The sequence below is a fragment of the Mesorhizobium sp. M1252 genome, assembly GCF_040318265.1.
Taxonomy (GTDB): Bacteria; Pseudomonadota; Alphaproteobacteria; order Rhizobiales; family Rhizobiaceae; genus Mesorhizobium.
The window spans coordinates 307432-331087 of record NZ_JAMYLX010000002.1 but is presented as its reverse complement, the minus strand read 5'-3'; the positions used below and the strand labels follow the sequence as shown (position 1 = coordinate 331087).

20 protein-coding genes and 1 pseudogene are annotated in these 23656 nt (G+C 62.9%); 12 read left to right on the top strand and 9 right to left on the bottom strand.

Translation table 11 applies throughout. The features are described 5' to 3' along the window. Positions 1-63 precede the first annotated feature (63 nt). Together NKH22_RS05110 and NKH22_RS05105 are read left to right on the top strand one after the other, a co-directional pair. Positions 64-1233, top strand: a complete 1170-nt coding sequence (locus NKH22_RS05110) for a glycosyltransferase (protein ID WP_352909201.1) — start codon at positions 64-66, stop codon at positions 1231-1233. Continuing rightward, positions 1230-2693 carry a lipopolysaccharide biosynthesis protein gene (locus NKH22_RS05105; protein ID WP_023684224.1) on the top strand — a complete coding sequence of 488 codons (1464 nt, stop codon included), beginning with the start codon at positions 1230-1232 and terminating at the stop codon, positions 2691-2693. Before NKH22_RS05110 ends, NKH22_RS05105 begins: the two co-directional genes overlap by 4 nt. Positions 2694-2918: 225 nt before the next feature. On the opposite strand, the pseudogene NKH22_RS05100 reads toward NKH22_RS05105, so the two are convergent. Then, a pseudogene (locus tag NKH22_RS05100) lies at positions 2919-3968 on the bottom strand (polysaccharide pyruvyl transferase family protein); the annotation flags it as partial. A 294-nt stretch (positions 3969-4262) separates the two neighbouring features. On the opposite strand from NKH22_RS05100, the gene NKH22_RS05095 reads away from it, so the two are divergent. From NKH22_RS05095 to NKH22_RS05070, 6 genes are all read left to right on the top strand, one after another. Beyond that, positions 4263-5435 carry a glycosyltransferase gene (locus tag NKH22_RS05095; RefSeq protein ID WP_352909079.1) on the top strand — a complete coding sequence of 391 codons (1173 nt, stop codon included), beginning with the start codon at positions 4263-4265 and terminating at the stop codon, positions 5433-5435. Between the two features lie 44 nt (positions 5436-5479). Further along, positions 5480-6475 (top strand): glycosyltransferase family 2 protein, encoded by a 996-nt coding sequence (locus tag NKH22_RS05090; RefSeq protein ID WP_352909076.1) that lies wholly within the window; start codon positions 5480-5482, stop codon positions 6473-6475. Beyond that, complete coding sequence (locus tag NKH22_RS05085; protein WP_352909074.1) at positions 6472-7419, top strand: glycosyltransferase family 2 protein; 948 nt, start codon at positions 6472-6474, stop codon at positions 7417-7419. The genes NKH22_RS05090 and NKH22_RS05085 overlap by 4 nt, the downstream gene beginning before the upstream one ends. After that, complete coding sequence (locus tag NKH22_RS05080; RefSeq protein ID WP_352909073.1) at positions 7409-8359, top strand: glycosyltransferase family 2 protein; 951 nt, start codon at positions 7409-7411, stop codon at positions 8357-8359. Before NKH22_RS05085 ends, NKH22_RS05080 begins: the two co-directional genes overlap by 11 nt. Positions 8360-8434: 75 nt before the next feature. Next, a complete protein-coding gene (gene galU / locus NKH22_RS05075; RefSeq protein WP_023668795.1) occupies positions 8435-9331 on the top strand; it encodes a UTP--glucose-1-phosphate uridylyltransferase GalU in 897 nt (298 codons plus the stop codon). A 190-nt stretch (positions 9332-9521) separates the two neighbouring features. After that, positions 9522-11900: a polysaccharide biosynthesis tyrosine autokinase gene (locus NKH22_RS05070; RefSeq protein ID WP_352909072.1), complete on the top strand. Its 2379-nt coding sequence runs from the start codon at positions 9522-9524 to the stop codon at positions 11898-11900. 89 nt (positions 11901-11989) lie between these two features. On the opposite strand, the gene NKH22_RS05065 is transcribed toward NKH22_RS05070, so the two are convergent. Together NKH22_RS05065 and NKH22_RS05060 are read right to left on the bottom strand one after the other, a co-directional pair. Then, a complete protein-coding gene (locus tag NKH22_RS05065) occupies positions 11990-12691 on the bottom strand; it encodes a metallophosphoesterase family protein (protein ID WP_245260639.1) in 702 nt (233 codons plus the stop codon). Between the two features lie 71 nt (positions 12692-12762). After that, positions 12763-14670, bottom strand: a complete 1908-nt coding sequence (locus NKH22_RS05060) for a propionyl-CoA synthetase (protein ID WP_352909070.1) — start codon at positions 14668-14670, stop codon at positions 12763-12765. Positions 14671-14888: 218 nt separating this feature from the next. On the opposite strand from NKH22_RS05060, the gene NKH22_RS05055 reads away from it, so the two are divergent. From NKH22_RS05055 to NKH22_RS05040, 4 genes are all read left to right on the top strand, one after another. Further along, complete coding sequence (locus NKH22_RS05055) at positions 14889-15686, top strand: DUF2259 domain-containing protein (protein ID WP_352909068.1); 798 nt, start codon at positions 14889-14891, stop codon at positions 15684-15686. Between the two features lie 546 nt (positions 15687-16232). Next, a complete protein-coding gene (locus tag NKH22_RS05050; RefSeq protein WP_023684213.1) occupies positions 16233-16520 on the top strand; it encodes a PqqD family protein in 288 nt (95 codons plus the stop codon). Then, a complete protein-coding gene (locus NKH22_RS05045) occupies positions 16520-16954 on the top strand; it encodes a lasso peptide biosynthesis B2 protein (RefSeq protein ID WP_352909067.1) in 435 nt (144 codons plus the stop codon). Before NKH22_RS05050 ends, NKH22_RS05045 begins: the two co-directional genes overlap by 1 nt. Continuing rightward, positions 16951-17940, top strand: coding sequence for a serine kinase (locus NKH22_RS05040; protein ID WP_352909066.1), 990 nt, complete (start codon positions 16951-16953; stop codon positions 17938-17940). Before NKH22_RS05045 ends, NKH22_RS05040 begins: the two co-directional genes overlap by 4 nt. Positions 17941-17947: 7 nt before the next feature. Here the strand turns inward: NKH22_RS05040 and NKH22_RS05035 are convergent, their stop codons facing one another. The 6 genes from NKH22_RS05035 to NKH22_RS05010 form a co-directional block, all read right to left on the bottom strand. Next, on the bottom strand, positions 17948-18955 hold the full coding sequence (locus NKH22_RS05035; protein ID WP_352909065.1) for a formyltransferase family protein: 1008 nt from the start codon (positions 18953-18955) through the stop codon (positions 17948-17950). Beyond that, positions 18945-19970: a nucleotidyltransferase family protein gene (locus tag NKH22_RS05030; protein WP_352909063.1), complete on the bottom strand. Its 1026-nt coding sequence runs from the start codon at positions 19968-19970 to the stop codon at positions 18945-18947. Before NKH22_RS05030 ends, NKH22_RS05035 begins: the two co-directional genes overlap by 11 nt. Positions 19971-20333: 363 nt before the next feature. Next, complete coding sequence (gene dhaK, locus NKH22_RS05025; protein ID WP_352909062.1) at positions 20334-21320, bottom strand: dihydroxyacetone kinase subunit DhaK; 987 nt, start codon at positions 21318-21320, stop codon at positions 20334-20336. Positions 21321-21346: 26 nt separating this feature from the next. Beyond that, entirely contained in the window at positions 21347-21772 is a 426-nt protein-coding gene (locus tag NKH22_RS05020; protein ID WP_352909061.1) for a hypothetical protein, read from the bottom strand. An 11-nt stretch (positions 21773-21783) separates the two neighbouring features. Continuing rightward, complete coding sequence (gene ptsP, locus NKH22_RS05015; RefSeq protein ID WP_352909060.1) at positions 21784-23370, bottom strand: phosphoenolpyruvate--protein phosphotransferase; 1587 nt, start codon at positions 23368-23370, stop codon at positions 21784-21786. Continuing rightward, positions 23354-23656, bottom strand: coding sequence for an HPr family phosphocarrier protein (locus NKH22_RS05010; RefSeq protein WP_352909058.1), 303 nt, complete (start codon positions 23654-23656; stop codon positions 23354-23356). Before NKH22_RS05010 ends, ptsP begins: the two co-directional genes overlap by 17 nt.

Below are 23656 nucleotides of genomic sequence, written 5' to 3'. Positions count from 1 at the left end.
CCCTGTTTTCGGCCCGGCTTTTGTCAAGGGCACACCGGCTCTCCGCACGAGCGCATCCTGCCGATGAAGATTTGCTTCGTAGTCGACAAGTTCCCCTCATTGTCCGAAACCTTTGTTCTCGACCAGATAGCCGGATGCCTTGAGCGCGGCATGGAAGTCGGCGTCGTCTGCAACGAGACGTCCTTCGGCAGGGACAGCAACATCGATGATCCGCGCTGGCAGGCGCTGCCAGGAAAGGTCATATGCTGGTGGGGTGGCCTGGGTCGCTATCGCCCGCTGCTCAGGAAGTGGTCCGGCAGGTTCTGGGACAAGCTCTCGACCGCCATCGACATTGCTCATGCCCGAAAACTGCAGGGCGCCGACGTCATCGTTGCCCATTTCGGCAACAACGGCATGCGCGTGGCCCGCGCCATCAAGCGCGGGAGGATTTCCGCTCCCCTGGTGACGATATTTCACGGCCGTGATGTCGGCGAACCGCTGCATGACAATACGCTCGCGCGCTACAAGATTGTGTTCGAAAAGGGCGTTCTTCAACTGCCGGTGAATGCGTTTTTCCGCGATGCCTTGATTGAGGTCGGTGCATCGCCGGAGCAGGTTGTGGTTCACCATATGGGGGTGCGGCCGAGTGACATCGACTATCGGTGGCGTTCATGGGAGCAGGCTACGCTCTCTTTCATCTCGGTCTGCCGCCTGACTGAAAAGAAGGGCATCGAATATGCGCTTCGCGCGCTTGCTGGCCTGCCGCGGCGAGACTGGATCTACTCGGTGATCGGCGGCGGAGAACTTCTCGAGCAGCTGAAGGGGATCGCCGCAGAGCTCGGCATTGCCGACAGGGTGAATTTTCTTGGGCCCCGGCCGCACAGCGAAGTCAAACAGCGTCTGTGCGATGCGCATGTATTCCTGCTGCCCAGCGTCGGCGCCCGCGATGGCGATCTGGAAGGCATTCCGGTTTCGCTGATGGAAGCGATGGCCGCCGGCCTGACGGTGGTCAGCACATATCATTCCGGGATCCCTGAACTGATCGACGATCACAAGACGGGTTTTCTCGTGGCTGAGCGGGACGTTGCGGCGCTGACCGGAAAGCTTGCCTGGATCGCCGAGAATCCGAAGCCGTGTGAAGAGATCGCTCTCGCGGCGCGCAAGAAGATCGAGGCCGAGTTCAACTCCGATCTGCTGAACCAACATTTCGTGGAAATCGCCATGCGGCTTGGCGAAACGAGGTCGCTTGCATGAACGCCAATCCGCCCCCCCAGTTCGGTCGTGTCGCCCTGCGCGGCGGGCTGGTAACCATCGGCGCCCAGGGCTTCAAGATGGCGATCCAGTTTCTCTCCGTCATCGTGCTGGCCCGTCTGCTCGTCCCCGAGGATTTCGGTCTGGTGGCTTCCGTCGGGCCGATCGTCGCCTTCGTCGGGCTGCTTCAGAATCTGGGCCTGCAGCAGGCTGTGGTTCAGCGCAAGGACATCAGCAACCAGCAGCTCAACCAGGTGTTCTGGATCAGCGCGCTCGTCGGGCTGGGTAGTGCCGTGGTAGTGGCCGGCCTGGCGCCTGCCATCGCCGCGTTCTATGGCGATCAACGTATGTCCGGCATCACCCTTGGCTCTGCCCTGCCGCTGCTTCTCGGCAGTCTGGCCGCAGTGCCGCTGGCGTTGATGAACCGGCACCTGCAGTTCGGCCAGCTCGCACTGAACGACGTGATAAGCGCCGCCGCCGGACTTCTGGCCGCCGCGATCGCGGCCTATGCGGGGTTGGGCTACTGGTCGCTGGTCATCGGCCCGGCGGTTTCGGCAGCTATCGCCCTGGCTGCCGCCTGGCTGGTGGCGCGTTGGACGCCTTTGCGGCCGGACCTGAAGGTCGATGCCGATATATTGTCGTTCGGCGCCAACCTGACCGGCTTCAACCTCGCCAACTTCTTCTCGCGCAATCTCGACAACATTCTCATCGGAAAATATTCCGGTGCGATCGAACTCGGCTATTACGACCGCGCCTACAAGCTCCTGTTGTTCCCGCTGCAGAACATCAACCAGCCGCTGACACGGGTCATGGTGCCGCTGCTCAGCCGCATTCACGATGACAAGGCCCGCTTTCGCGATATCTATGTGCGCACCAACTGGATGCTGGCGGCCGTTACCATGCCGGGCATCGCGGCGCTGACGCTGACCTCTAATCAGATCGTCGGACTTCTCTTCGGCGCGGGCTGGGCACCGGTCGCACCGATCTTTGCCTGGCTGGGCATCGCCAGCCTGGTCCAGTCCGTTTCAAGCACGACGGGATGGATATTCATCTGTCAGGGCAAGACGAAGACCATGTTCCATTGGGGCATCTATTCGTCGCTGACGACCGTCGCTGCCTTCGTCGTTGGCCTGCACTGGGGCGCCGTCGGCGTTGCCGCGGCCTATGCCATCAGCGGTTACGTGCTGCGCGTTCCCGTGCTGGCGCTACTGGTCCATCGCGTCGGTCCGGTGACCGCCGCCGACTTCCTGCTCATGCAGGGGCTTTTCATCGCCTCGTCCCTGCTTGCCTGGTTCCTGTACCTGTGGTTGCCGGCGTCTCTAACGGGCCAGTCAGACCTGCTCGCGGTCTTTTTGGCGCTTGCCCTCAACTACGGCATCGGTCTCGTTTTCATGCTTGCCGTCCCGCAGTCGCGACGCGCTTTGTTCACCACCCTGTCCAACGCCGCGCGCAATATCCGCTGAGCGGCCGGCGATCAGCGGCGCCAGCAGGTTTGTGGCCGACATTGCCGAAGCATGTTCTTCGAGCACGGCCTGAAGGCTTGTCTTGCGATAGCGGTCGAGATCTCCCGCAAACCGGCCGAGCTTTTCGCGCGCCTCTTCGGGCGTCACGGTGTCGATGTCGAGCAGCACATCGTCGACACCGATTCGCTTGGCCACTTCCTTGGTTTTGAACTCGTAGGCGATCGGCAGCACCGGCGTGCCGACGCAAAGCGACATGATCATCATATGCATGCGCGTCGCGACGACGAAGTCGAAGCCCTTCACCAGCGCCATCAACTGGTCCGGCGTGTGGAACGAAGCGTCCACTGTCACGTGGCTGGCGATCTCAGGATCGAGCTTGGCAACGATGGCCTGCGCGGTCTTGGAATCGTCATGGGCATATTCCGGCACGCCCTGACACGTGGAGACGAAGGTCACCTCCTTGCCAAGGTCCCTGACAAGAATTGTGGCGATCTCGCGGATCGAATCCAGATAGCGGCGCATGCCGCCCTCACCGTCGCTGACGTAGTTCCAGTGGCGGACCGAAATAGCGACGCGGCCCGTCGACGCCGGCGGCTGGCTGGAAGCGAGACGCTTGCCGATCCTGTCGGTATCCGCCAAGGCGAATACGGCATCGGCCACCACGTGGCACTTGCCGAGATCCTTCACCAAATCCCGGATATGGGTCCGCGACCGTTCGTCGCGCAGCAGGACGAGCGGGCTGCGGTTAAAGATCGGGCCGAGCTCCTGGCGGTTGTAACTTTTGTCGAACGGACCGAGGGATTGCGTGAAGAAGACCGGATCCTTGCCAAATACGGCATCGAGCCTGAACTGATTGAGGCGTCGTTCGAGATTGTAGTTCTCGACGAGATAGGTTCCCCCTGTGGTGACCACCATGTCCGCGTCGGCGTAGATATCGAGACCGCGCCGGTCGCGATAGCTGAAAAAATTGCCTAGGGCGCTGCTGCCAAACCAGCGCAGGGCCTGGAGAACGAGCCGATTGTAGATCGGCTTGAACCGGTCCCTCAGCCCGCTGCCATTCTTGTATCGGAACAGGGATTCCGACAGCAGCTTATGAAATTCGAGGTCGGGATAATCCGTCTTCGGATAGAGTCGTTCCGCAACCTCGGGCTGGCTGTCGAAGACGGCAAACCGCACGTCGCCTTGCACGATCGTCTTGAGAATGTGGCGGATCGCCAGCAGAATCGCCGCATCCCCGGTATTCAGGCAGACTGTGTTTTCAACGACGATCTTCATGGGATACCTCATTTCGTCAGCAGATTCCGCGGCGGGGCCTGCGGTGCCTAGGACGGGCATGGTGACCGAAAACACCAACGCCAGGACGATCCCGATGCGGCTCGCGTCACAATTCATCGCTGCATCGGGCTGGGTGACCAGTCAGAGCGGCGCTCAAGCCCGACGGAGGGTAACGCATCAATTTTGCAGTGCAACAAAAAACGTGCACTTATGCTACGGCGCACCAAAAATGTTGCGATGCAGCAAAAGCTGGGTTAGCATTCCCGTGGGTGGGCCAACAGCGGTCGAGTTTTCATGCTGCATGTCTTGTACCTTGTGCACGATGTTTCCGACCCGGCCGTGCGCCGGCGGATCATAATGCTCAAGGCAGGCGGCGCGCGGGTCACGTTGGCCGGCTTCCGTCGGACCACAAATGCTGTTCCCGACGTCGAGGGGCTGCAGCCGGTCGACCTCGGCGCGACGCGTGACGGCCGATTCGGCCAGCGTCTGGCGGCGGTCGCCAAGGCGGCGCTGTCGATAGGCTCGAAGCTTGCGGCGATGCCGAAGCCCGACCTCATCATCGCGCGCAATCTGGAAATGCTGGCGCTGGCCAGGCGCGCCAAGGCCGCCTTTCGCGGCGGCGTGCCGATCGTCTACGAATGCCTCGACATCCATCGCCTGGTGCTGCGCAATGACATGCTGGGCAAAGCACTGCGCACAGCGGAGCGTTATCTCGCCCGCGACGTGAAGCTTCTGGTGACGAGCTCACCGGCCTTCATCGCCAATTATTTCAAGCCGTTCGGGCAGGTCGCCGCACCGGTGGAACTGGTCGAAAACAAATACTTCGAAACCGCGCCGATCGCCTTGGATGACAGGTCAAAGGCCGAAAACCCTGCAGCACCCCCGTGGCGCATCGGCTGGTTCGGCGCGCTGCGCTGCCGCCGCTCGCTGGAGCTGCTGGCCGACTTCACGCGCCGTCAGGGCGGGCGCTTCGAGGTCGTCCTCCGGGGCCGTCCGGCACTCTCGGAATTCCCGGATTTCCATGCTTTTGTCGAGGCCGAACCCTATCTCTCCTTTCGTGGCCCCTACCGCAACCCGGAAGACATGGCCGCGATCTACGGCGAAGTGCATTTTTCCTGGGCGATCGATTTCTTCGAGGAAGGGCAGAATTCGGAATGGTTGCTGCCCAACCGCCTCTATGAGGGCTGCCGCTTCGGCGCCGTGCCGATCTCGATGGGCAATACCGAGACGGGGCGCTTTCTCAACCAGCAGGACATTGGCATCCTGCTTTCTGCTGCCACGCCCGAAATCCTGGAAACCGCGCTCGGCCGCATGGACCAGGAGCACTTCGGCAAGGCCAAGGCGCGTGTGCTGGCCCGCAACCCACGAACCTGGAGCTACGACCGCAGCGACTGCCGCGCCTTTGTCGACAGGCTGCGCGGTCTGGCGGCGGTCCCCGGTCCCTTCGTGACCGAAGCGCTGGCTTAGCGATGGCTGATGATGGGAAAAATACAGAGTATGGGAAGGCGCCAATGACGCAAACCGAAGCGCTTCCGTCGAGCCTGATCGTCATTCCGTGCCTGAATGAGGCAGCCCATATCGGCGTGCTGCTCGAGCAGCTCAGGCCGGCAGCGCTAAGGCTCGGCGCCCGCATCGTCGTTGCCGACGGCGGCAGCACCGATGGCACTTTGGCCATTGTCGAAGCGGTTGCGGCCAAGGACCCTCAGGTCGTCCTCCTGCACAACCCAAAACGTATCCAGAGCGCGGCGATCAACCTCGCCGTTGCCTGCCTCGGTGACGGCGCCGAATATCTGATCCGCATCGATGCCCATGGCGGCTATCCCGCCGATTATTGCGACCGGCTGGTCGAGGAGGCGCTCGCCACTTCAGCCGATTCGGTCGTCGTCTCGATGCTGACCAGCGGCAGCGGCGCGGTGCAGAAAGCGGTCGCGGCGGCGCAGAATTCCAAGCTCGGCACCGGCGGCTCCAAGCACCGGCACCTTTCCGCCGGCGAATGGGTGGACCATGGCCATCACGCGCTGATCCGGATCTCGGCCTTCACCGCGGTCGGCGGCTATGACGAGACCTTCAGCCACAATGAGGATGCCGAACTCGACTACCGCCTGCGCCGGGCAGGCTACCGCATCTGGATGAGCGGCAAGACGCAGATGGTCTACTATCCGCGTTCGTCGCTGAAGGGCCTGTATTTCCAATATCTCGGCTATGGCCGCGGCCGCGCCAAGAATGTGCTCAAGCACCGCATGATCCCGAAAGTTCGGCAGATGATCCCGCTGCTGGTGGCGCCGGTCGTCCTTCTCGCGGTATTTTCCTTTATCCACTGGCTGGCGGCGGTGCCGCTGCTGGTCTGGGCTTCGGTCTGTCTGGGCTACGGCGCTGTGACCGCCATCAGCCAGCGCAATCCCAACAATGTGCTGGCGGGCATTTCGGCGATGGTCATGCATTTCGGCTGGTCGCTCGGGTTTTGGCTGCAACTGCTCGGCTCGCGATCGCAGCGCGGGGTGGCATGATGGTCGCCGACAGCCGCCGAATCGACATCTGCGTCTGCACGTTCCGGCGGCCGGAACTGGCCGACACGCTGCGGTCGCTCGCTGCCATGGATATGCCTGCCGGTTTCGGCATCGGCGTCATCGTCGCCGACAATGACGACGAGCCGACCGCCGAGCCGCTGGTGACCGCGCTGGCGAGCGAATTGAAGCTCGTGGCCCGCTACCGGCACGCTCCGGCGCGCAACATCTCGGTTGCCCGCAACGCCTGTCTTGATGCCAGCACGGCCGATTTTGTCGCCTTCATCGACGACGATGAAACCGCTTCCCGGCAATGGCTGGCCGAACTGATTGCTATCGCGGAGACAAGCGGCGCCGAGGCCGTGCTCGGTCCGGTGCGGGCGCTCTACCGCCCGGATGCGCCGGACTGGATGCGCAAGGGCGATTTCCATTCGACCTTGCCGGTCTGGGTGCAGGGCGAAATCCGCACCGGCTACACCTGCAACGTCCTTTTGAGGATGAGCGCCGACAGCTTGCGCGACCGTCGTTTCAGCCTGGCGCGCGGCCAGAGCGGCGGCGAGGACACCGAATTCTTCGACCGCATGGTCAAGGCAGGCGGTCGCATCGCCTTTGCGCCGGAGGCTTGGGTCGAGGAAGTCGTGCCGCGTTCGCGAGCCGCTTTCGACTGGCTGCGCCGCCGCCGCTTCCGCTTCGGCCAGACGCATGGCCACCTCATCGGCCATGACGCAGGCGTGATAGAGCGTGCGAAGGCTGTCGGCCTTGCCTCGGCCAAGGCCGTCTATTGCTTCGGCATGGCGGCGTTGACCGCGGTTAGCCCGGTCCGCCGCAACCGCAGCGTGCTGCGCGGCATCATGCATGTCGGCGTCGTCAGCGGCCTCGTCGGTATCAGCGAAATTCGCCAATACGGACTGTCTTCCCCGCAGCAAGGAGGCAAGCGTGCAGCCTGACGTCTCCTTTGTCATCGCAGCCTACAATGCCGCGGCCACGCTCGACCGGGCGATCGCAAGCGCCATGGCCCAGCGCGATGTCAGCGTCGAAATCATCGTCGCCGATGATCAGTCGCGCGACAACACGCTCGACGTCGCAAGAGCCTATCCAAAAGATGTCGTCAAAGTGGTTGCGCTGCCGGCAAATCGTGGCCCTGGCGGCGCCAGGAATGCCGGGCTCGAACTGGCTTCCGGCCGCTGGATCGCGGTGCTCGATTCCGACGATGCCGTCCTGCCCGGGCGGCTTTCCGCCATGATCGCGCGGGCCGAAAGCGCGGGCGCTGTAATCGCCGTCGACAACCTCCAGGTGGTGCGCGAGGAAAGCATTGCCGAAGCGACGATGTTTCCCGCCGAATATCTGGAGGGCCTGCGTGAAATCACGCTCGCCGACTACATCGCCGGCAACATCGTTTTCGAATCCACGTTCAACCTTGGCTATCTCAAGCCGATCTTCCAGCGCCGTTTCCTGATCGAAAACGGGCTTCGCTATGATGAAAGTCTGAGCATAGGCGAGGATTACATCCTGCTCGCCAACGCGCTGGCCAAGGGCGGAAAATGCGTGGTCGAGCCGACGACCGGCTATATCTACCACATCCGCACGGGCTCGATCTCGCGCGTGCTCGAGCTTCACCATATCGAGGCGATGCGCAAGGCCGACGCGGTCTTCGCCGAGACCAATTCCATGGACGCTGCTGCTGCGGCCGCCTTCGCCAAACGCGCCCGCAGCCTGCGCAAGGCGGCATCGTTCCTGTCGCTGGTCCAGCACATCAAGGCGCGTTCGCCGTTGAAAGCGATACGCACCGCGCTAAGTGATCCGGCGGCTGTCAGGCACATGTCGATGCCGATCGCCGTCCGGCTCAAAAGGGTGGCGGCGCAGTTTGCCGTCGGCGCGGTGAGGTAAGGAGGGCGAGTACATGAAGACGTTTGTTCGTGGCCTGCAACAGGCTGAAATCGATCTGCTCAGAAGGAATTTGCGATGAAGAAAATCAGGAAGGCAGTCATCCCTGTGGCGGGGCTTGGAACACGGTTCCTGCCGGCAACCAAGTCGATTCCGAAGGAGATGCTGCCCGTGGTCGACCGGCCGGTCGTCCAATATGCGGTGGACGAGGCCTTCGAAGCCGGCATCGAGCACATCGTGTTCGTCACCGGCCGCAACAAGGCTGTCATCGAGGACTACTTCGACCTGCACCCCGAACTGATTGGAACGCTCGAACAAACCGGCAAGAAGACCCAGCTGGAGGCGCTCGAAAGCATGCTGCCCGTGGCCGGCGCCACCAGCTTCATCCGCCAGCAGTCGCCACATGGTCTCGGCCATGCGGTGTGGTGCGCACGCGAAGTCATCGGCGACGAGCCCTTCGCCCTGCTGCTCCCCGATATGGTGTCGTTCGGCCGCCGAGGTTGCCTGGCTGAAACAGTCGATCTCTATCAGCAGACCGGCGGCAATGTGATCGCCGTCGAGCGCTGTGATCCCAGCGAGACCAGCAAATACGGCATCGTCGGGCGCGGCGCCGAGACAGGCAGCGGCTTCGAGGTGACGGCCATGGTCGAAAAGCCGGCGCCGGCCAATGCGCCGTCGAACTATTACATCAACGGCCGCTACATCCTGCAGCCCGAGATCTTCTCGCTGCTGGGCAACCAGCAACGCGGCGCCGGCAACGAAATCCAGCTTACCGATGCCATGGTGCGGCTGGCGAAAAGCCAGTCTTTCTTTGCCCAGCCTTTCAATGGCCGCATGTTCGACTGCGGCTCCAAGGAAGGCTTCATAGAGGCCACCATCGCCTTCGCGCTGGCGCGCGACGACATGAAGGGACCTGTGCTGGAAATGCTGCAGGCGTTCGTGCGGTCGCATGAGCGTCAGGAAGTGGCCGCATAATGCCCATCTTTCGAGGGCATATGCGTTTGGACGATGGCGCGGCTCGTGCCTGCACGCCTGGCCGCTCAGGCCCGGCGCCGGATGGCATGAAGCTTGCGTTGCATATCTTGCCCCCGATCTCCGCAGCTTCGGACGAGGTGGGACCTGACCCGTCTCGCTCCGGCGCCTGTAACCTAGAATTGGATCGAAGATGAATTATGCCAGCTTTCCTCTCGACAAGAGGATGCCATTGCCCAACCCCGATCAGGAAAAGGGTGAAGACTTCATCGACGTCGAGCGCCTGCTTGGCATGGCGGCGCGTCAGGTCAAGGTGGTGGCGGTCTGCGCCATCATTGGCCTGTTCCTGGGGTTGCTCTATCTGCAGACCACGCCCAAGCAATACATGTCGGTCGCCAGCGTGCTGATCGACGAAGGCCTGAACAAGGTCATCGACGACATCTCGGCTGCATCCGTCACCATGCAGACCGACGCCGCCCTGCTCAGCCAGATCGAAATCATCACCTCGGCGCGGCTGGCCTCGGTGGTGGTCGACAAGCTGAAACTCGACCAGAACGCAGAGTTCATGAACCCGCCGCAATCGGCGCTGGTCAAGGGCATCGGCTTCGTGCGCGGCGTGATCGGCTATTTCCGCTCAAGTTCCGCCGAGCAGATTCCCGGCATGGAAAACGTCGATGAGGCGACACGCCAGGCCATGATGCAGACGGCGCGCCACGACTATGCCGTGCTGAAGCTGCAGAGCGAGGTGCTGGCGCAGCGCAACGGCCGCTCCTATGTGCTCGCCATCGGTTACCAGTCGACCAATCCGGCGCTCGCCACCGCCATCACCAAGGCCTATGCCGACGCCTATCTCGCCGACCAGCTCAATGCCAGCTTCGACGCTACCGAGCGCGCTGCGGTCTGGCTGCAGGGCCGGCTGACCGAGCTTCGTCAGAACTCACAGGCGGCCGCTATGGCGGTCGAGAAATTCAGGGCCGAGCATGGTCTGGCCGCCAACAGCGACGGCCAGCTGATCAGCGACAAGCAGATTGCCGATCTCACCGCGCAACTGATCGTCGCGCAGGCCGATACGGCGCGCGCCAGCGCCCGCTACCAGCAATACAAGACCATCGTCGAAAGCGGCTCGGACAATGCCTTCAACGATTCCGCCATCTCAAGCGATCAGCCGGCAAGCTCGGTCATTGCAACGCTCAAGACCCGCTATCTCACAGTGGCCAAGCGGCTGCAGGATGTGACGGCCAATTTCGGCGCCGACCATCCGCAGGCGGTGGCGCTGGCCAAGGAAAAGGCCGATCTGTCGACCCAGATTTTCGGCGAGTTGAAGCAACTGACCGAAAGCTATCGCAATGAATATGAAGTCGCGCTTTCACGCGAGACCTCACTGAGGCAGAAGATCGCCGACGCGGCCGGCAAGAGCTCCATCGACAACCAGAGCCAGGTCAAACTGCGCGAACTAGACCAGCAGGCGCAGGCGCTGACCACGCTCTACCAGACCTTCCTTAGCCGCTACGAGGAGGCCTCGCAGCAGCAATCCTTCCCGGTCGGCAAGGTCCGCATCATCTCGGATGCCTCAATGCCGCTTTCCGCCTCAAGCCCGCGCACCTCCAGGGTGCTGGCGCTGTCGCTGGTGCTTGGCGTGCTGCTTGGCGCCGGCTTCGGTGGCCTGAATGAGTTCAACGAGCGCTTCTTCAGGACCGGCGAGGACATTCGCGATCGCGTCGGCCTCAAATTCCTCGGCTATTTGCCGATGATCGGCGGCAGGCTCGGCAAGGACGCCGACGGCGGTGCGGCGGATGCCAAAGGCGCCAACACATTGTCGGCGACCGAGAAACGGGCGCGCATGCGGGTCAGCGTCGATGCGCCGGCATCGATGTTCTCCGAAACGCTGCGCAACGCCAAGATCGCCTTCGACGTCGTCATGGAAGGGCAAGGCAGCCGGGTCATAGGCGTGGTCTCGGTCCTGCCCGGCGAGGGCAAGTCTACGGTCGCCGCCAATCTCGCCGGATTGCTGGCCGCCAACGGCTCGAAGACGCTTTTGATCGATGCAGATCTGCGCAATCCTGGCCTCAGCCGCAACCTCGGCATGGAGGCCGAGCAGGGATTGATGGAAGCCGTGGTCAACGGCCAGACCTGGCAGTCGGTCGGCAAGGTCGACCGCCAGACCAAGCTGGCGATCATCCCGGCCGTGCTGCGTGGCCAGTTCTCGCATACGAGCGAGCTGCTGTCATCGGCCGGCATGCGGCGCTTCATCGACAACGCCAAGGAGACGTTCGAGTACATCATCGTCGACCTGCCGCCGCTCGGCCCCGTGGTCGACGCCAAGGCGTTTGCGCCGCTGGTCGACGGCTTCGTGCTGGTTGCCGAATGGGGCCGCACGCCGCGCGCCATGGTGCGCTCGCTGCTGGAGCAGGAACCCTACGTCGCAAGCAAGGTCGTCGGCGCCGTGCTCAACAAGGTCGATCTGAAGAAGCTGCCGAAATACGGCTCGCTCGGCGGCTCGGAAAAGTTCTTCGACCGCTATTCGACCTACTATCTGGAGAAATCGGACGTGCGGGCCAAGACCGCCGCCTGAACGGAGCGCGATCCTGAAAAGGAGCGTGATCCGGAAAAGCGGATCCGGTTTTCGGAAAGGATCACGCTCAAACGAAGAAGCACGGCAGGTCAGGAAAAGATCAGCTTGCCGAATTTACCCGCGATCCTGAGCGCTGTCAGCCGGCCGCTTTGAAAGGCGCCGGTGTCGATGCCGAGCCTTCGCCCGTCAAGCTTGGGGATATCGACCGGCGTGTGCCCATGCACCACAAAGCGGTCGAGCAGATGGGCGGCGTTGAAGAACTCGTCGCGGATGTTGAGCAGGTCCTGCTCATCCTGTGCGACCAGGTCGATACCCGGCCTGATGCCGGCATGGACGAAAACGAATTTATCCGAACAGAGCAGCACCGGCAGGCTGCGCAGAAAGTCGATATGGCTGGCCGGAATGACTTCCTTCACGCGCCGGTCGACCTCGTCGCTCGAGGCATAGAGGCTGGCAAGCCGCGCCGGATCGACCCCATAGGAAAACAGCGTCTCGCGGCCGCCGACCGCCAGCCAGCGGTCCCGCGACAGATATCCGTCGAGATAGTTCAGCATCGCCACTTCGTGGTTTCCCGCCAGGCAGACGCGCAGGAACCCTGTTGGCGGTAGCGCCAAGACATGGTCGAGCACGCGCGCCGATTGCGGCCCGCGATCGATATAGTCGCCGAGCATGACGATAATCTTGCGGCCGCGAAATTGCAGCGCGTCGAGCTGGATCTTCTGCTCCAGCGACAGCAATTCCTTGTAGCAGCCATGCACGTCGCCGATCGCGTAGACGACGGTGTCGTCCATATCCATTTCCAGGCGCTCGCGCGGCGCCGGCCGGGGAGGTCTGGACCGCTGAAACAACGCCACTGGGGCCGTCAGACCCCGATGCCGCGGGCTTTGAGCGCCGCGGTGATCTCGTCAAGAATGGCGGGATCGTCGATGGTCGCCGGCATCGTCCATTCTTCCTTGTCGGCGATCTTCTGGATGGTGCCGCGCAGGATCTTGCCGGAGCGCGTCTTGGGCAGGCGCTTGATCGTCACCACGGTCTTGAAGGCCGCGACCGGGCCGATCCGTTCGCGCACCAGCCCCACCACTTCGCCTTCGATGACGGCGGTATCGCGCGACACATCGGCATTGAGCACGACGAAGCCGAGCGGAACTTGGCCCTTCATCACATCGGCGACGCCGATGACGGCGCATTCGGCAACATCGGGATGCGCTGAAAGCACCTCCTCCATGGCCCCGGTCGACAGCCGGTGTCCGGCGACATTGATGATGTCGTCTGTGCGCGCCATGACATAGAGGTAGCCGTCCTCGTCGATCATGCCGGCATCGGCCGTCTTGTAGAAGCCGGGAAATTCCTCGAGATAGGCTTGCCGGAAACGCTCGTCGGCATTCCACAGCGTCGGCAGGCAGCCGGCCGGCAGCGGCAGTTTCACCACCACATTGCCAAGTGTGCCGCGCGGCACTTCATGGCCGGCATCGTCGAGCACGCGAATGTCGTAGCCCGGCATCGGCACGCCGGGCGAGCCGTATTTCACCGGCAGCAGGCCGAGGCCCGCCGGGTTGATGGTCATCGGCGAGCCGGTCTCGGTCTGCCACCAATGATCGACCACCGGCACGTTGAGTTTCTGCTCCGCCCATTTGATGGTTTCCGGGTCTGCGCGTTCGCCGGCCAGGAACAGAGTGCGGAATTTCGACAGATCGTATTTCGGCACGAATTCGCCCTTGGGGTCCTGCCCCTTGATGGCGCGCAAGGCCGTCGGCGCGGTGAACAGCGCGACCACGCCGTGTTCTGCGATCACCCGCCAATAGGTGCCGGCGTCGGGTGTGCCGATCGGCTTGCCCTCGAACAGCACGCTTGTCGCACCATGCAGCAGCGGTCCGTAAACGATGTAGGAATGGCCGACCACCCAGCCGACATCGGAGGCCGCCCAGAATACTTCGCCCGGTCTGACGCCGAACTCGTTTTCCATCGTCCATTTGAGCGCGACCATGTGGCCGCCATTGTCGCGCACGATGCCCTTAGGCTGGCCGGTCGTGCCGGAGGTGTAGATGATGTAGAGCGGGTCGGTGGCGAGCACCGGAACGCAATCGACGTTGGCGCCCGCGGCGCGCTCGCGGGCAACGGCGTCGGCAAAATCGATATCGTAATGCTCCCTCAGATCGCAGCGCAGCTGGTCGCGCTGCAGGATCAGGCAGGCGTCCGGCTTGTGGCGGGACATTTCGATCGCCTTGTCGAGCAGCGGCTTGTAGGCCACGACACGTCCAGGCTCCAGGCCGCAGGACGCGGAGATGACCAGCTTTGGCTTGGCGTCGTCGATGCGGGTGGCGAGCTCGTGCGAGGCAAAGCCGCCGAACACCACCGAATGCACCGCGCCGATGCGGGCACAGGCAAGCATCGCGACCGCCGCTTCGGCCACCATCGGCATGTAGATGATGACGCGGTCGCCTTTGTGAATGCCGCGGTTCTTGAGCACCGAAGTCAGCGCTACCACTTCGCGCTTCAATTCGGCATAGGTGAATTTCTTGACCGTGCCGGTGATCGCGCTGTCGTAGATAAGTGCGATCTGGTCGGCGCGGCCGCTTGCGACATGGCGATCGAGAGCGTTGAAGCAGGTGTTGCAGCTGGCGCCGTTGAACCAGCGCCCGTAAACGCCGGCCTTGGCATCGAAGACGCTGGTCCACGGCGAATACCAGTCGATCGCCTCGGCCGCATCGGCCCAGAATTGTTCCGGGTCGCGTTTCCAGCCGTCATAGACCTCGTGGTAGCGTGACGCCATTCATCCCTCCTCGGGAAAACTCTCTATCTTGCAATAGCCTATGCGGGTTTTCCCGGCCACGTCTTTCCCCAAATGCCATGTCTTTCCCGAAATTTGGGGCTTGGCCGATCTCGCCTTGGCCATAAATTGCAGGCACCATGGCCGGGTTTGAAATCGGGGCAGGGCGCGCAATGACGGTACGATACGGGGTTGGATCTGCCGTTGGAGCAGCGCTGCTGTTGACGATCGTTTCCGCCGCCCAGGCCGGCGATGCCGCCGCGCGGCGCATCATCGGCTTTTCCCCCGACGGCAAATATTTCGCCTTCGAGCAATATGGCGAGCTCGACGCTGCCGTTTCCGGCTGGTCGCAGATCGACATCATCGACACAAGCACAGACGAGTTCGTCGGCGGCAAGCCGATCCTTGTCCTCGATGAATCGGAAGAGGCGACCACAACGGTGGAGCAGGCACGGGCGCAGGCCGCAAAGCAGGCCGCGCCAATCCTGGCCAAATACGGCATCGCCGAGCGCGGCACGCGCACGGCCTCCGACAGGTTCACCTTCCCGGACGACACGGTCGAGTACAACGACATCCCCCGCCTCGAGCAGGCCGCGCAGAAATGGCTGTCGCCGTTCTATGGCGAAACACAGATTTCGACCATCCAGCTCGATGAGATTTTGGCCGACAGCAAGACGGACTGCTCGGCAAGCTTCGATGACGCCAAGCCAAGCGACCAGGCTCTTCCGAGCGACAAGACACTTCAGGGCGAAAAGAAACTTCAAGGCGCCAAGACGGGCAAGGCGCGTGGCTTCCGCCTGTCGCTGCCGGGGCAGGACGGCAAGCCGTTCAAGGTGCTGCACGAGGACAAGGCCGTGCCGGGCTCGCGCAACTGCCCGACTTCCTACAGCCTGTCGGAATCCTACGAATACACCCCGCCCGGCAGGCCGGCGGTAGTGGCGGTGCTGGTGCAGCGCTTCAGCCAGGGCTTCGAAGGACGCGACCGCCGCTTCATCGCCGTAACCGGCCATGCACGCTAAGCCGCGGCCCGTCTTGTGGCAGGCAGAAAAAGCTCATGCGCCCGGAGAAAGCAGGGCGTTCGTGTCGGATATCAGGTCTTAAAGCGGCAAGGCCGCCAGCATCAGCCCGACGCCACCCGCGATCAATATGGCGGCTGCCAATGCTTTTCGATGACGTTCGAACGCGGTCGGAGCCCGCTCCCAGTTGTAACGCATACCCAATGCTCTCCCAAAACCCCGCGACTCCATAGCTTACTTTAGGTAAGAAAAGCAAGACCTTGACCCTGCGAGATAGCTGGCTTGACCGTTTGCGGCGGTGATTCCCAGCTGCAATCACCGACTATTTCTGGGGTGCTTCCCTGTTCTCAGGCTCTGAATCATGTGGAAGTTACCACAATCTGAAATTGGATGTCTCCATTAGGCTTCGGTTGCCTGTGTCGTGAGGATGGTGGCGTTGCCGGATTGCCACAGAACGGTCAGGCCGGCCTGTTCTCCCTCTCGTCCGCGCAATGGACAGACCCGCATCGCCGCGCTATCTGCTCTCCAGGAAAATGGTGGAGGGGCTCCATGGCCCAAATCGGTTCTGAAATGGTTCTGCGGCTGGCGGACGACGCCTCGGTCCAGCATGTCGGCGATGGCGCCGTCGTGCTCTTGGCGCGCAGCGGCCAGCTTTACACCTGCAACGGCACCACCGAAGCCTTTCTCGACAAGGTGGACGGCGCCCGCAGCCTTGACCAGATCGTCGTCCTGTTGTCTGACGAGTTCGAGGTCGACAAGGGCACGCTCGACCAGGACATGGCGGCGCTGGCCGCCGAACTGGTGAGCGAAGGCATTCTCGCCGACCCGGCTCCCTGATGGTGGACGGCGTTCTCCTGCGCGCTTTGTTTCGTGTCCATTTATGGTCAAGCGCGCGGCTGATGCCGACCCTGATCGGCCGCCGCAGCTTCGAATCGGTGCTGAAATGGGCGCCGCTCAGCGCACACACCCCTTATCGCGGCCTGTCGTCAGCCTACATCGTCGCTGCCGTCAACCGGACCGTCCGGCACCCCTGGCTGATGCGCGACCGCAGATGCCTGCGCGAGGGCCTGCTCGCCCACCGCTTCCTGCGCTTTGCCGGCTTCGATCCGGATCTGCGCTTCGGCGTCGATCCGAAGTCGATGCAGGCGCCGCGTATGTCTGCCCATTGCTGGGTCTGTCTCGATGGCCGCCCGGTGGTCTCGGACAGCCTCCCCGGCATGGTGCAGATCTATCGCCATCACGCCGATGCCGGAAAGGCGCACGCTGCTTGACCGGTCCGGCGACCACCTTCTGCTATGATCTCCAGGGCCAGGTCATCAGCATATCGGCCTCGCGGGCCGATCTCTGGCCGAGCTTCGACCTCTTGCTCGGCACGTTGCGCGTGAGCGGGCCGGTCGAGCCCGATTTCCGCGTCGACATCGTCGAGACGCGGGAGTTACCGGAATCGCCTGCCGGAAAACTCGCTTTCGACGGCGAGGTGCCGGAGGACGGCCATTGCCGGCTGATCGACGGTGGCGGCACCGTTCATCTGGTCTTTCCCGGCCTGCAGACCGTCTCGATCAATGCCGATGGAGGCTGGGCCGAGATACGAGTCCATCCCGATGCCAAGGTCAAATGGACGGTGCTGATGATGGTGCTGGATGCAGCACTTGATGCCGGCGACCAGCACATGCTGCACACCGCCGGCCTGACATTGCCCGGCCGCGAGGCGCTCGTGCTGATCCATGCGCCGAGCGGCACCGGCAAGTCGACGACCTCGCTGGCGCTGGCGTCGCAAGGTTTCGGCCTGTGCTCGGATGACGCCATGATCCTCAAGGTTTTGGCCGGTGGCGGCATCACGGCCTGGGGCTTGCCGCGCAAGGTGAAGGTCCACCGCCACACCGCGGCAATGCTGCCCTTCGTGGCGCCTTGCCTTGGCGACAAATGGGACGCCAATGGCGAGCAGGCCGTCTCGCTGGAACGTCTCGCCGAGATCATCCGCATCGAGGAAACTGTCGGCAGACCGGTTGCGGCACTGTTTCATCTCGCCCGCTCGGCGGACGCGCAAACCCGGCTCGTGCCCATGACCAGGACAGACGCCATGGTGGCGCTTGCCACCGACAATGTCAGGACCGGCATGACCGGCCTTTTGCCGGCGCAGAAGCGCCGCATGGCAACGATCGCAACGCTGGTCAAAGCGGTTCCGACTTTTACGCTGGAAGTCGGCGCGAACCCGGCCGAGGCGTCAACATTGATTCGTGCCGCGCTGGCCGACTGACACGCACTTAATCCGTGGATCCAAACTTTCGTATCGGAAGCGCCGGCCTTCGCTGGCCCACGGATCCGAGCTTTCGCTGCAGTTGCATCAGCAGTCGGGTCAGCCTGTTGTAGGCCAGGTGAACAACGCGCCCGTCTGCGCAATCGAATGCCACAACTCCCCATCGTTGCATCGACGCCTTGCCGGTCACGGGTCGGGGCCGCAGGATAGGCTGCGCCAGTCGAACCGGCTTTCCGTTTACCAGCACGTTGACCGCAACGCTGGGCCCTATGATGCGGCATAGTCTGGCGACATGATCGCTCGACGATTCTCCGCCAACGATCAGCGGGCTTCGCTCCAGCTGCGCCCAAACATACTCGCCGCTGGGCTGGGGCATGCCGGTTAGCCTGCCACGGCAATGCTCGGGTGCGGCGTCCGCTACCAGCCTGGCCATTGCTCTGGCTATAGCTGCTGAGACTGTCGCTGCCGAATGCCAATCCTCGATGGATAACGCGACCTGCGCCAGAATATCACCCTGGTCGAATGCCGGCGTCATCTTGTGAAGGGTCACACCGCCGTGGATTTCGTGCTTGCCGTCGATGACCAGCCTGTGAATTGGATGAGGGCCGCGATACTGCGGCAGCAGCGCCGGATGCAAGTTCAACCCGCCCCTTAGAAACAATCTCAGAACCGTCTGCGGGATCAGCCCACGAAAACCGAAGCAGATCAGGAGATCGGCCTCGAGCGCACCTAGCTGCCGCCCTAGCTCTGCCCAATCATAGGGCGGACCGAATTCGATCAGCGGTGGGTGTCTGTGGCCAAGATAGCGCGCTAAAATCGGGCGACGTCGCTGGCGCCGGCGCCAGGTGCTGAAGCTCGACTGCTTGCCCGGCCGCGGGCCGGGCACGACGACGGCTGCGATGCGATGACCTTTCTCAATCCAGGCAGCCAGCATCGGTGCGGTGAGAGAGGAGATTTCGCTGACAAAGACAGCTGACAGCGATGCTTCCGGGTCCGCGGCCAGCTCAGGCTGCATGATGCTTGGATCGGGCAAGCCGTTGGACCCAGCGGAAGGCATCGCGACGCAGGCGCGAATGCATCTTGTCCCTGGAATTGACGCCGAGCAGTGTATCGCCTGTGATGAGCCATTTGGCCAAACGTATCGAGAGGTCGGGCTTGATGCGCTCGGCCAGCTCGATCGCCCGCGGTGCATTAAACAGCCGCCCCGTTACATTGAGAACCGTCGCCAGTTCGAGCTCGATGCCGCTCATGCGCGCCGCCTCGAACAGCCGGTCCTCATCAACGGATGACCGCAGCGCGCGCACGCCTTGGAGCACGTCGACGCAAAGCTGCAACCGGTGGAATTTGTGCCCGCCCGCGGCATGCACGATTGCAATGGTCAGCAACGCGGCCGGCGTGTCGGCCTCGCCGCCATCGATGATCTGCAATTCGCGAAAGCCCAGCGAGAGCCGTCGGCGCATACCGGAATCATGCACCAGGTTGCCGTGCAGTTCGATCAGCAGGCTGGAATTCTCCTTCTCCAGCCACTTGAACTCCTGCAAATCCTGCGACTGCGCCTCGCCGCTCCAAAGATCGAAGCCGCATTCGGCAATCACCGCATTGGCCTCGGCGATGCTGGCCGGCTCGACCAGAATGTCGATGTCGGTGAAGGGCCGGTCGGCGGTGTGGCGGTAAAGTTTGCGCGCGAAGACCGGTCCTTTGACGATCCGGGCCGGAACGCCTTTCGCCGCCAATGCCTTCATAATGCGATCGCCATGATACTGCAGCAGCATCGACTGGCCGGTCGCCAGCGTCGACTGGTCGCGCAGTTCCGACAATTTCTGCTGCAAGGCGGCTTCCGCCGGAAGTTGGGCGTCGCCGATTTCCCTGAGCTTGCGCAGCATGATCGGCAGCACGCCGTGGAACTCGGCATTGGCGAGCAGCGCCAGCAAGCTTTCGGCAGTAACATCACCGCCAACGGCAACCGTCGCCTCCGGGTCGGCGAAGGTCAGCAGCAGTTTTTCATCGGCAGGCGCAAGGGGTGGCAGCATCAAATCAGACGTTTGCCCACTGGAAGAGCGTATGTTGCAGAAATGCATGCAGGAAGCCAGCATGCGGTGTCGAAACGGGCTCGTGAATTGACTTTTCGAACGGCTTCCGTCCATTCTTTCGCACTGGAATCTGGAGGGTGTTTGCAATGATCAAGAAGAAGTACGAGGCGCCTGTGCTGCGCAGGGCGGGAAAATTGTCCAGCCTGGTGGCCGGGGGGCCGTCGAAGGGGGCTTAAATGCAAAGCGGGAATGCGATGATCAAGAAGCAATATGAGAAGCCGGAGCTGCGCAAGGCAGGCAAGCTGTCTGGCGTTGCGGCAGGTCCGTCAGGCCCAGCAGGCTGATCTAGCCTCGTCTAGCGAGTTACATTCCCCAGCGCAGCGCTGATGTATGCACGGGTTCGTCCCACAGTGAGACGGCCTCATCATCTAGCATGGTCAGCGTGATCGAGCAGCCGGCCATATCGAGCGATGTGACATAGGACCCGACCAGCGAGCGGGTCACGGTCAGGCCGTTGCCTTCGAAGATTTTCCGGGCGCTGTTGTACATCAAATAAAGCTCCATCAGCGGCGTGCCGCCAAAGCCGTTGATGAACAGCAGGGCCGGGCCTTTCGCGCTGTCGCCGAGATCGCCCAGGATTGCGGTGCAGATTTCCCCAGCGATGACATCGGCGCTTTTCAACGTGTCGCGACGCCGGCCGGGCTCGCCATGGATGCCGACGCCGAATTCCATCTCGCCATCGCCAATGTCGAAAGTTGGCCTGCCGGCCGCCGGCACGGTGCAGCTGGTCAGCGCCACGCCCATTGAACGCGTCGCACCGTTGACGCGATCGCCGAGCGCCTTGAGATCCGCCAGTGCCATGCCTTGCTCGGCGGCGGCGCCGACGATCTTTTCGACCACCAGCGTGCCGGCGACGCCGCGCCGGCCGGTGGTATAGGACGAATTCTCGACCGCAACGTCGTCATTGGTCACCACTTGCAGGACGCCGTCGGCCATCTCGGCCGCCATGTCGAAATTCATCACATCGCCCTCATAGTTCTTGACGATGAACAGGCAGCCGGCGCCGGTATCGACGGCTGCGGCCGCCGCCAGCATCTGGTCCGGCGTCGGTGAGGTGAAAACCTGGCCGGGGCAGGCGGCGTCCAGCATGCCGTGGCCGACAAGGCCGGCGTGCAGCGGCTCATGGCCCGAGCCGCCGCCCGAGATCAGCGCCACCTTCCCCGGCTTCAGCACCTTGCGGCGGATGAATTTGTGTTCCTCGCCCAGCACCAGGATGTCGGCATGGGCGGCAACGAAACCATCGAGGCTTTCGGTCAGCACCATGTCGACTGAATTCATAAACTTCTTCATGTGTCCTCCCGAACGCCAGGAAACGCTCAGCCCCCGCTTTTACCGGTGATGCTGGTAATCTTCTGGATGAAATCATTGACCGCCCTGTCGAGCGCCGCATTCTGCTTGTCGTCGCCGAAATCGGGCACGATCAGCGACACATGCCTGGTCTTGCGCATGCCTGCCGCGATAGACATCTTGCCTGGATGCGCCAGATGGTAGGCGGCAAGAAAATGATCGCGCTCGGCGGGACTGAAATGGCAGACGGAAAAAATAGCCGGCAAATGTTTTGACGGGATCGGGATCGAATAGGCCGGGCTGGAGATTTGCGTGACGAAGCTGCGGTGCTTGCCCAGCGCATCGGCGAGGCGCTGACGCATGCCCGACGGGCGTTGGTCGATGACCTGCGACAGGATCGTCTTGTAGGCGCGGATCGCCTCTTCGGAGCCGGGTTCGGGTGTCTTGTCGGCCATCTCAGCCACGCCTAAATCGCAACATCTGCTATAGCCGCCTTGGCCATGGCGAGCTGGGCAGGAGCCACCGAAAGATCGCGCAGACCGGCCTCAATCAGCGCCGGTATCGCTGCGGGGTCGCCGCCGGCATCGCCGCACAGGCTGACCGCGATTTTTGCGCGCAAGCCGAATGCGGTCACTTCAGCAACGAGCCGCAGCACGGCCGGATGGCGGACCGAATTGAGATGCGCTACCGCAGCATTGTCGCGGGCGGCGGCCATCACATACTGGGTCAGATCGTTGGAGCCGATCGAGAAGAACGCGACATCAGCAAACGCCTCCGGTACGATTGCCACCGACGGAACCTCGACCATGATACCGAGCGGCGGCATTTTCTGCGCGACCCTTCGCGCGACAAGCCCGGCCTGCTCTTCCGCGAACAAAGTGGCGGCACGCTGGTATTCGTCGATGACGGTGATCATTGGAAACATCACCTTCAGATTGCCGTGCACCGCGGCACGCAGCAACGCCCGGATCTGCACGCGAAACACATCCGGCCTTGCCAGCGACAGCCTGATGCCGCGCAGGCCGAGGAACGGGTTGCTCTCCTCGACCGTAAAGCCCGGCACCGGCTTGTCGCCGCCGGCATCGACGGTGCGGATGGTCACCGGCTTGTCGCCGGCCCATTCCAGCACCTTGCGATAACAGCGGTACTGCGTCTCCTCGTCCGGCGGCGCCTTGCCGAACAGGAATTCGGTGCGCATCAGCCCGACGCCGTCGCAGGTCGAAATGTCGATGCCGTCGACCTCGGACGGATCGGCGATGTTGACCTGCACACGCACCGTCGTGCCGGCCCGGGTTACCGACGGTTTCGCCAGATAGGCTTTGGCTTTGTCTCGACGTGTCGCAAACGAAGACGACGACCGACGGAAAGTTTCGATCTCGGCCTTGGACGGCGCCAATACGATGCCGCCATGCTCCGCGTCGAGCAGAGCCAGACCAACGGGATTGGCCGGCGAAGAGCCAAGTGCCACCACCATCGGCACACCGCGCGAGCGCGCCAACATTGCGACGTGGCTGGCGGTGCTGCCGGCCCTCAGCGCGATGCCGCCGCCGGCACTCCAGTCGGTCTCGAGAAAGCGCGTCGGCGCGATGTCCTCGCCATAGAGAATGGCGCCCGCTGGTGCAGCGCTCTCCTGCTCTTCGGTAAGGGCGCGCAGCACGCGGTCGCGGATATCGCGCATGTCGGCAGCGCGCGCGCGGAAATAGTCCTGGTCTGACGTTTCATAGCCGGCGATCTCGGCGTCCAACGCCTGCCGCCAGGCCATGTCAGCCGGCATGCCGGACGGGATCGCGGCGAAGGCCGGTCCGGTCAGCGCCTCGTCCTCCAGCATGGCGATCTGGAATTCGAGGATGCCGGCCGCCTCGTCATCGGCGGTTTCGATCAGGGTTCCGAGCCGGTCCGTCGCACTGGCGATTGCTGCCTCCAAAGCAGCCTTTTCCCCGCCGATCGTCGCCTTTCCTGTGTAGCGCGCGGCAGCACGGTCGAGGTTGAACAGCGGCCCTTCGGCATAGCCGGCCGAGGCCGAAATGCCTTGCAGCCTAAGCGGTTCGGGCATGGCCCGCGTCCTCGTCGAAATCGCGCCGCACCAGCTCGGCCAGCGCGCCGACGGCCTCAGTGGCGGCTTCGCCGCTGGCCCTGATATGCAGCATGGTGCCTTTCGGCGCCCTGGTTGCCATCACCTTGACGATGCTCTTGGCGTCGAACCACGGGCCGTTGGCGGCAAGCGCGATTTCCACCTCGGCGGCAAAGCTCTTGGCAAGCTTGGTGAACTTCACCGAAGGGCGCGCGTGCAGACCCACCTCGTGGGTGATCAGGACGGTGGCCTCGGCAAATGCGGACAT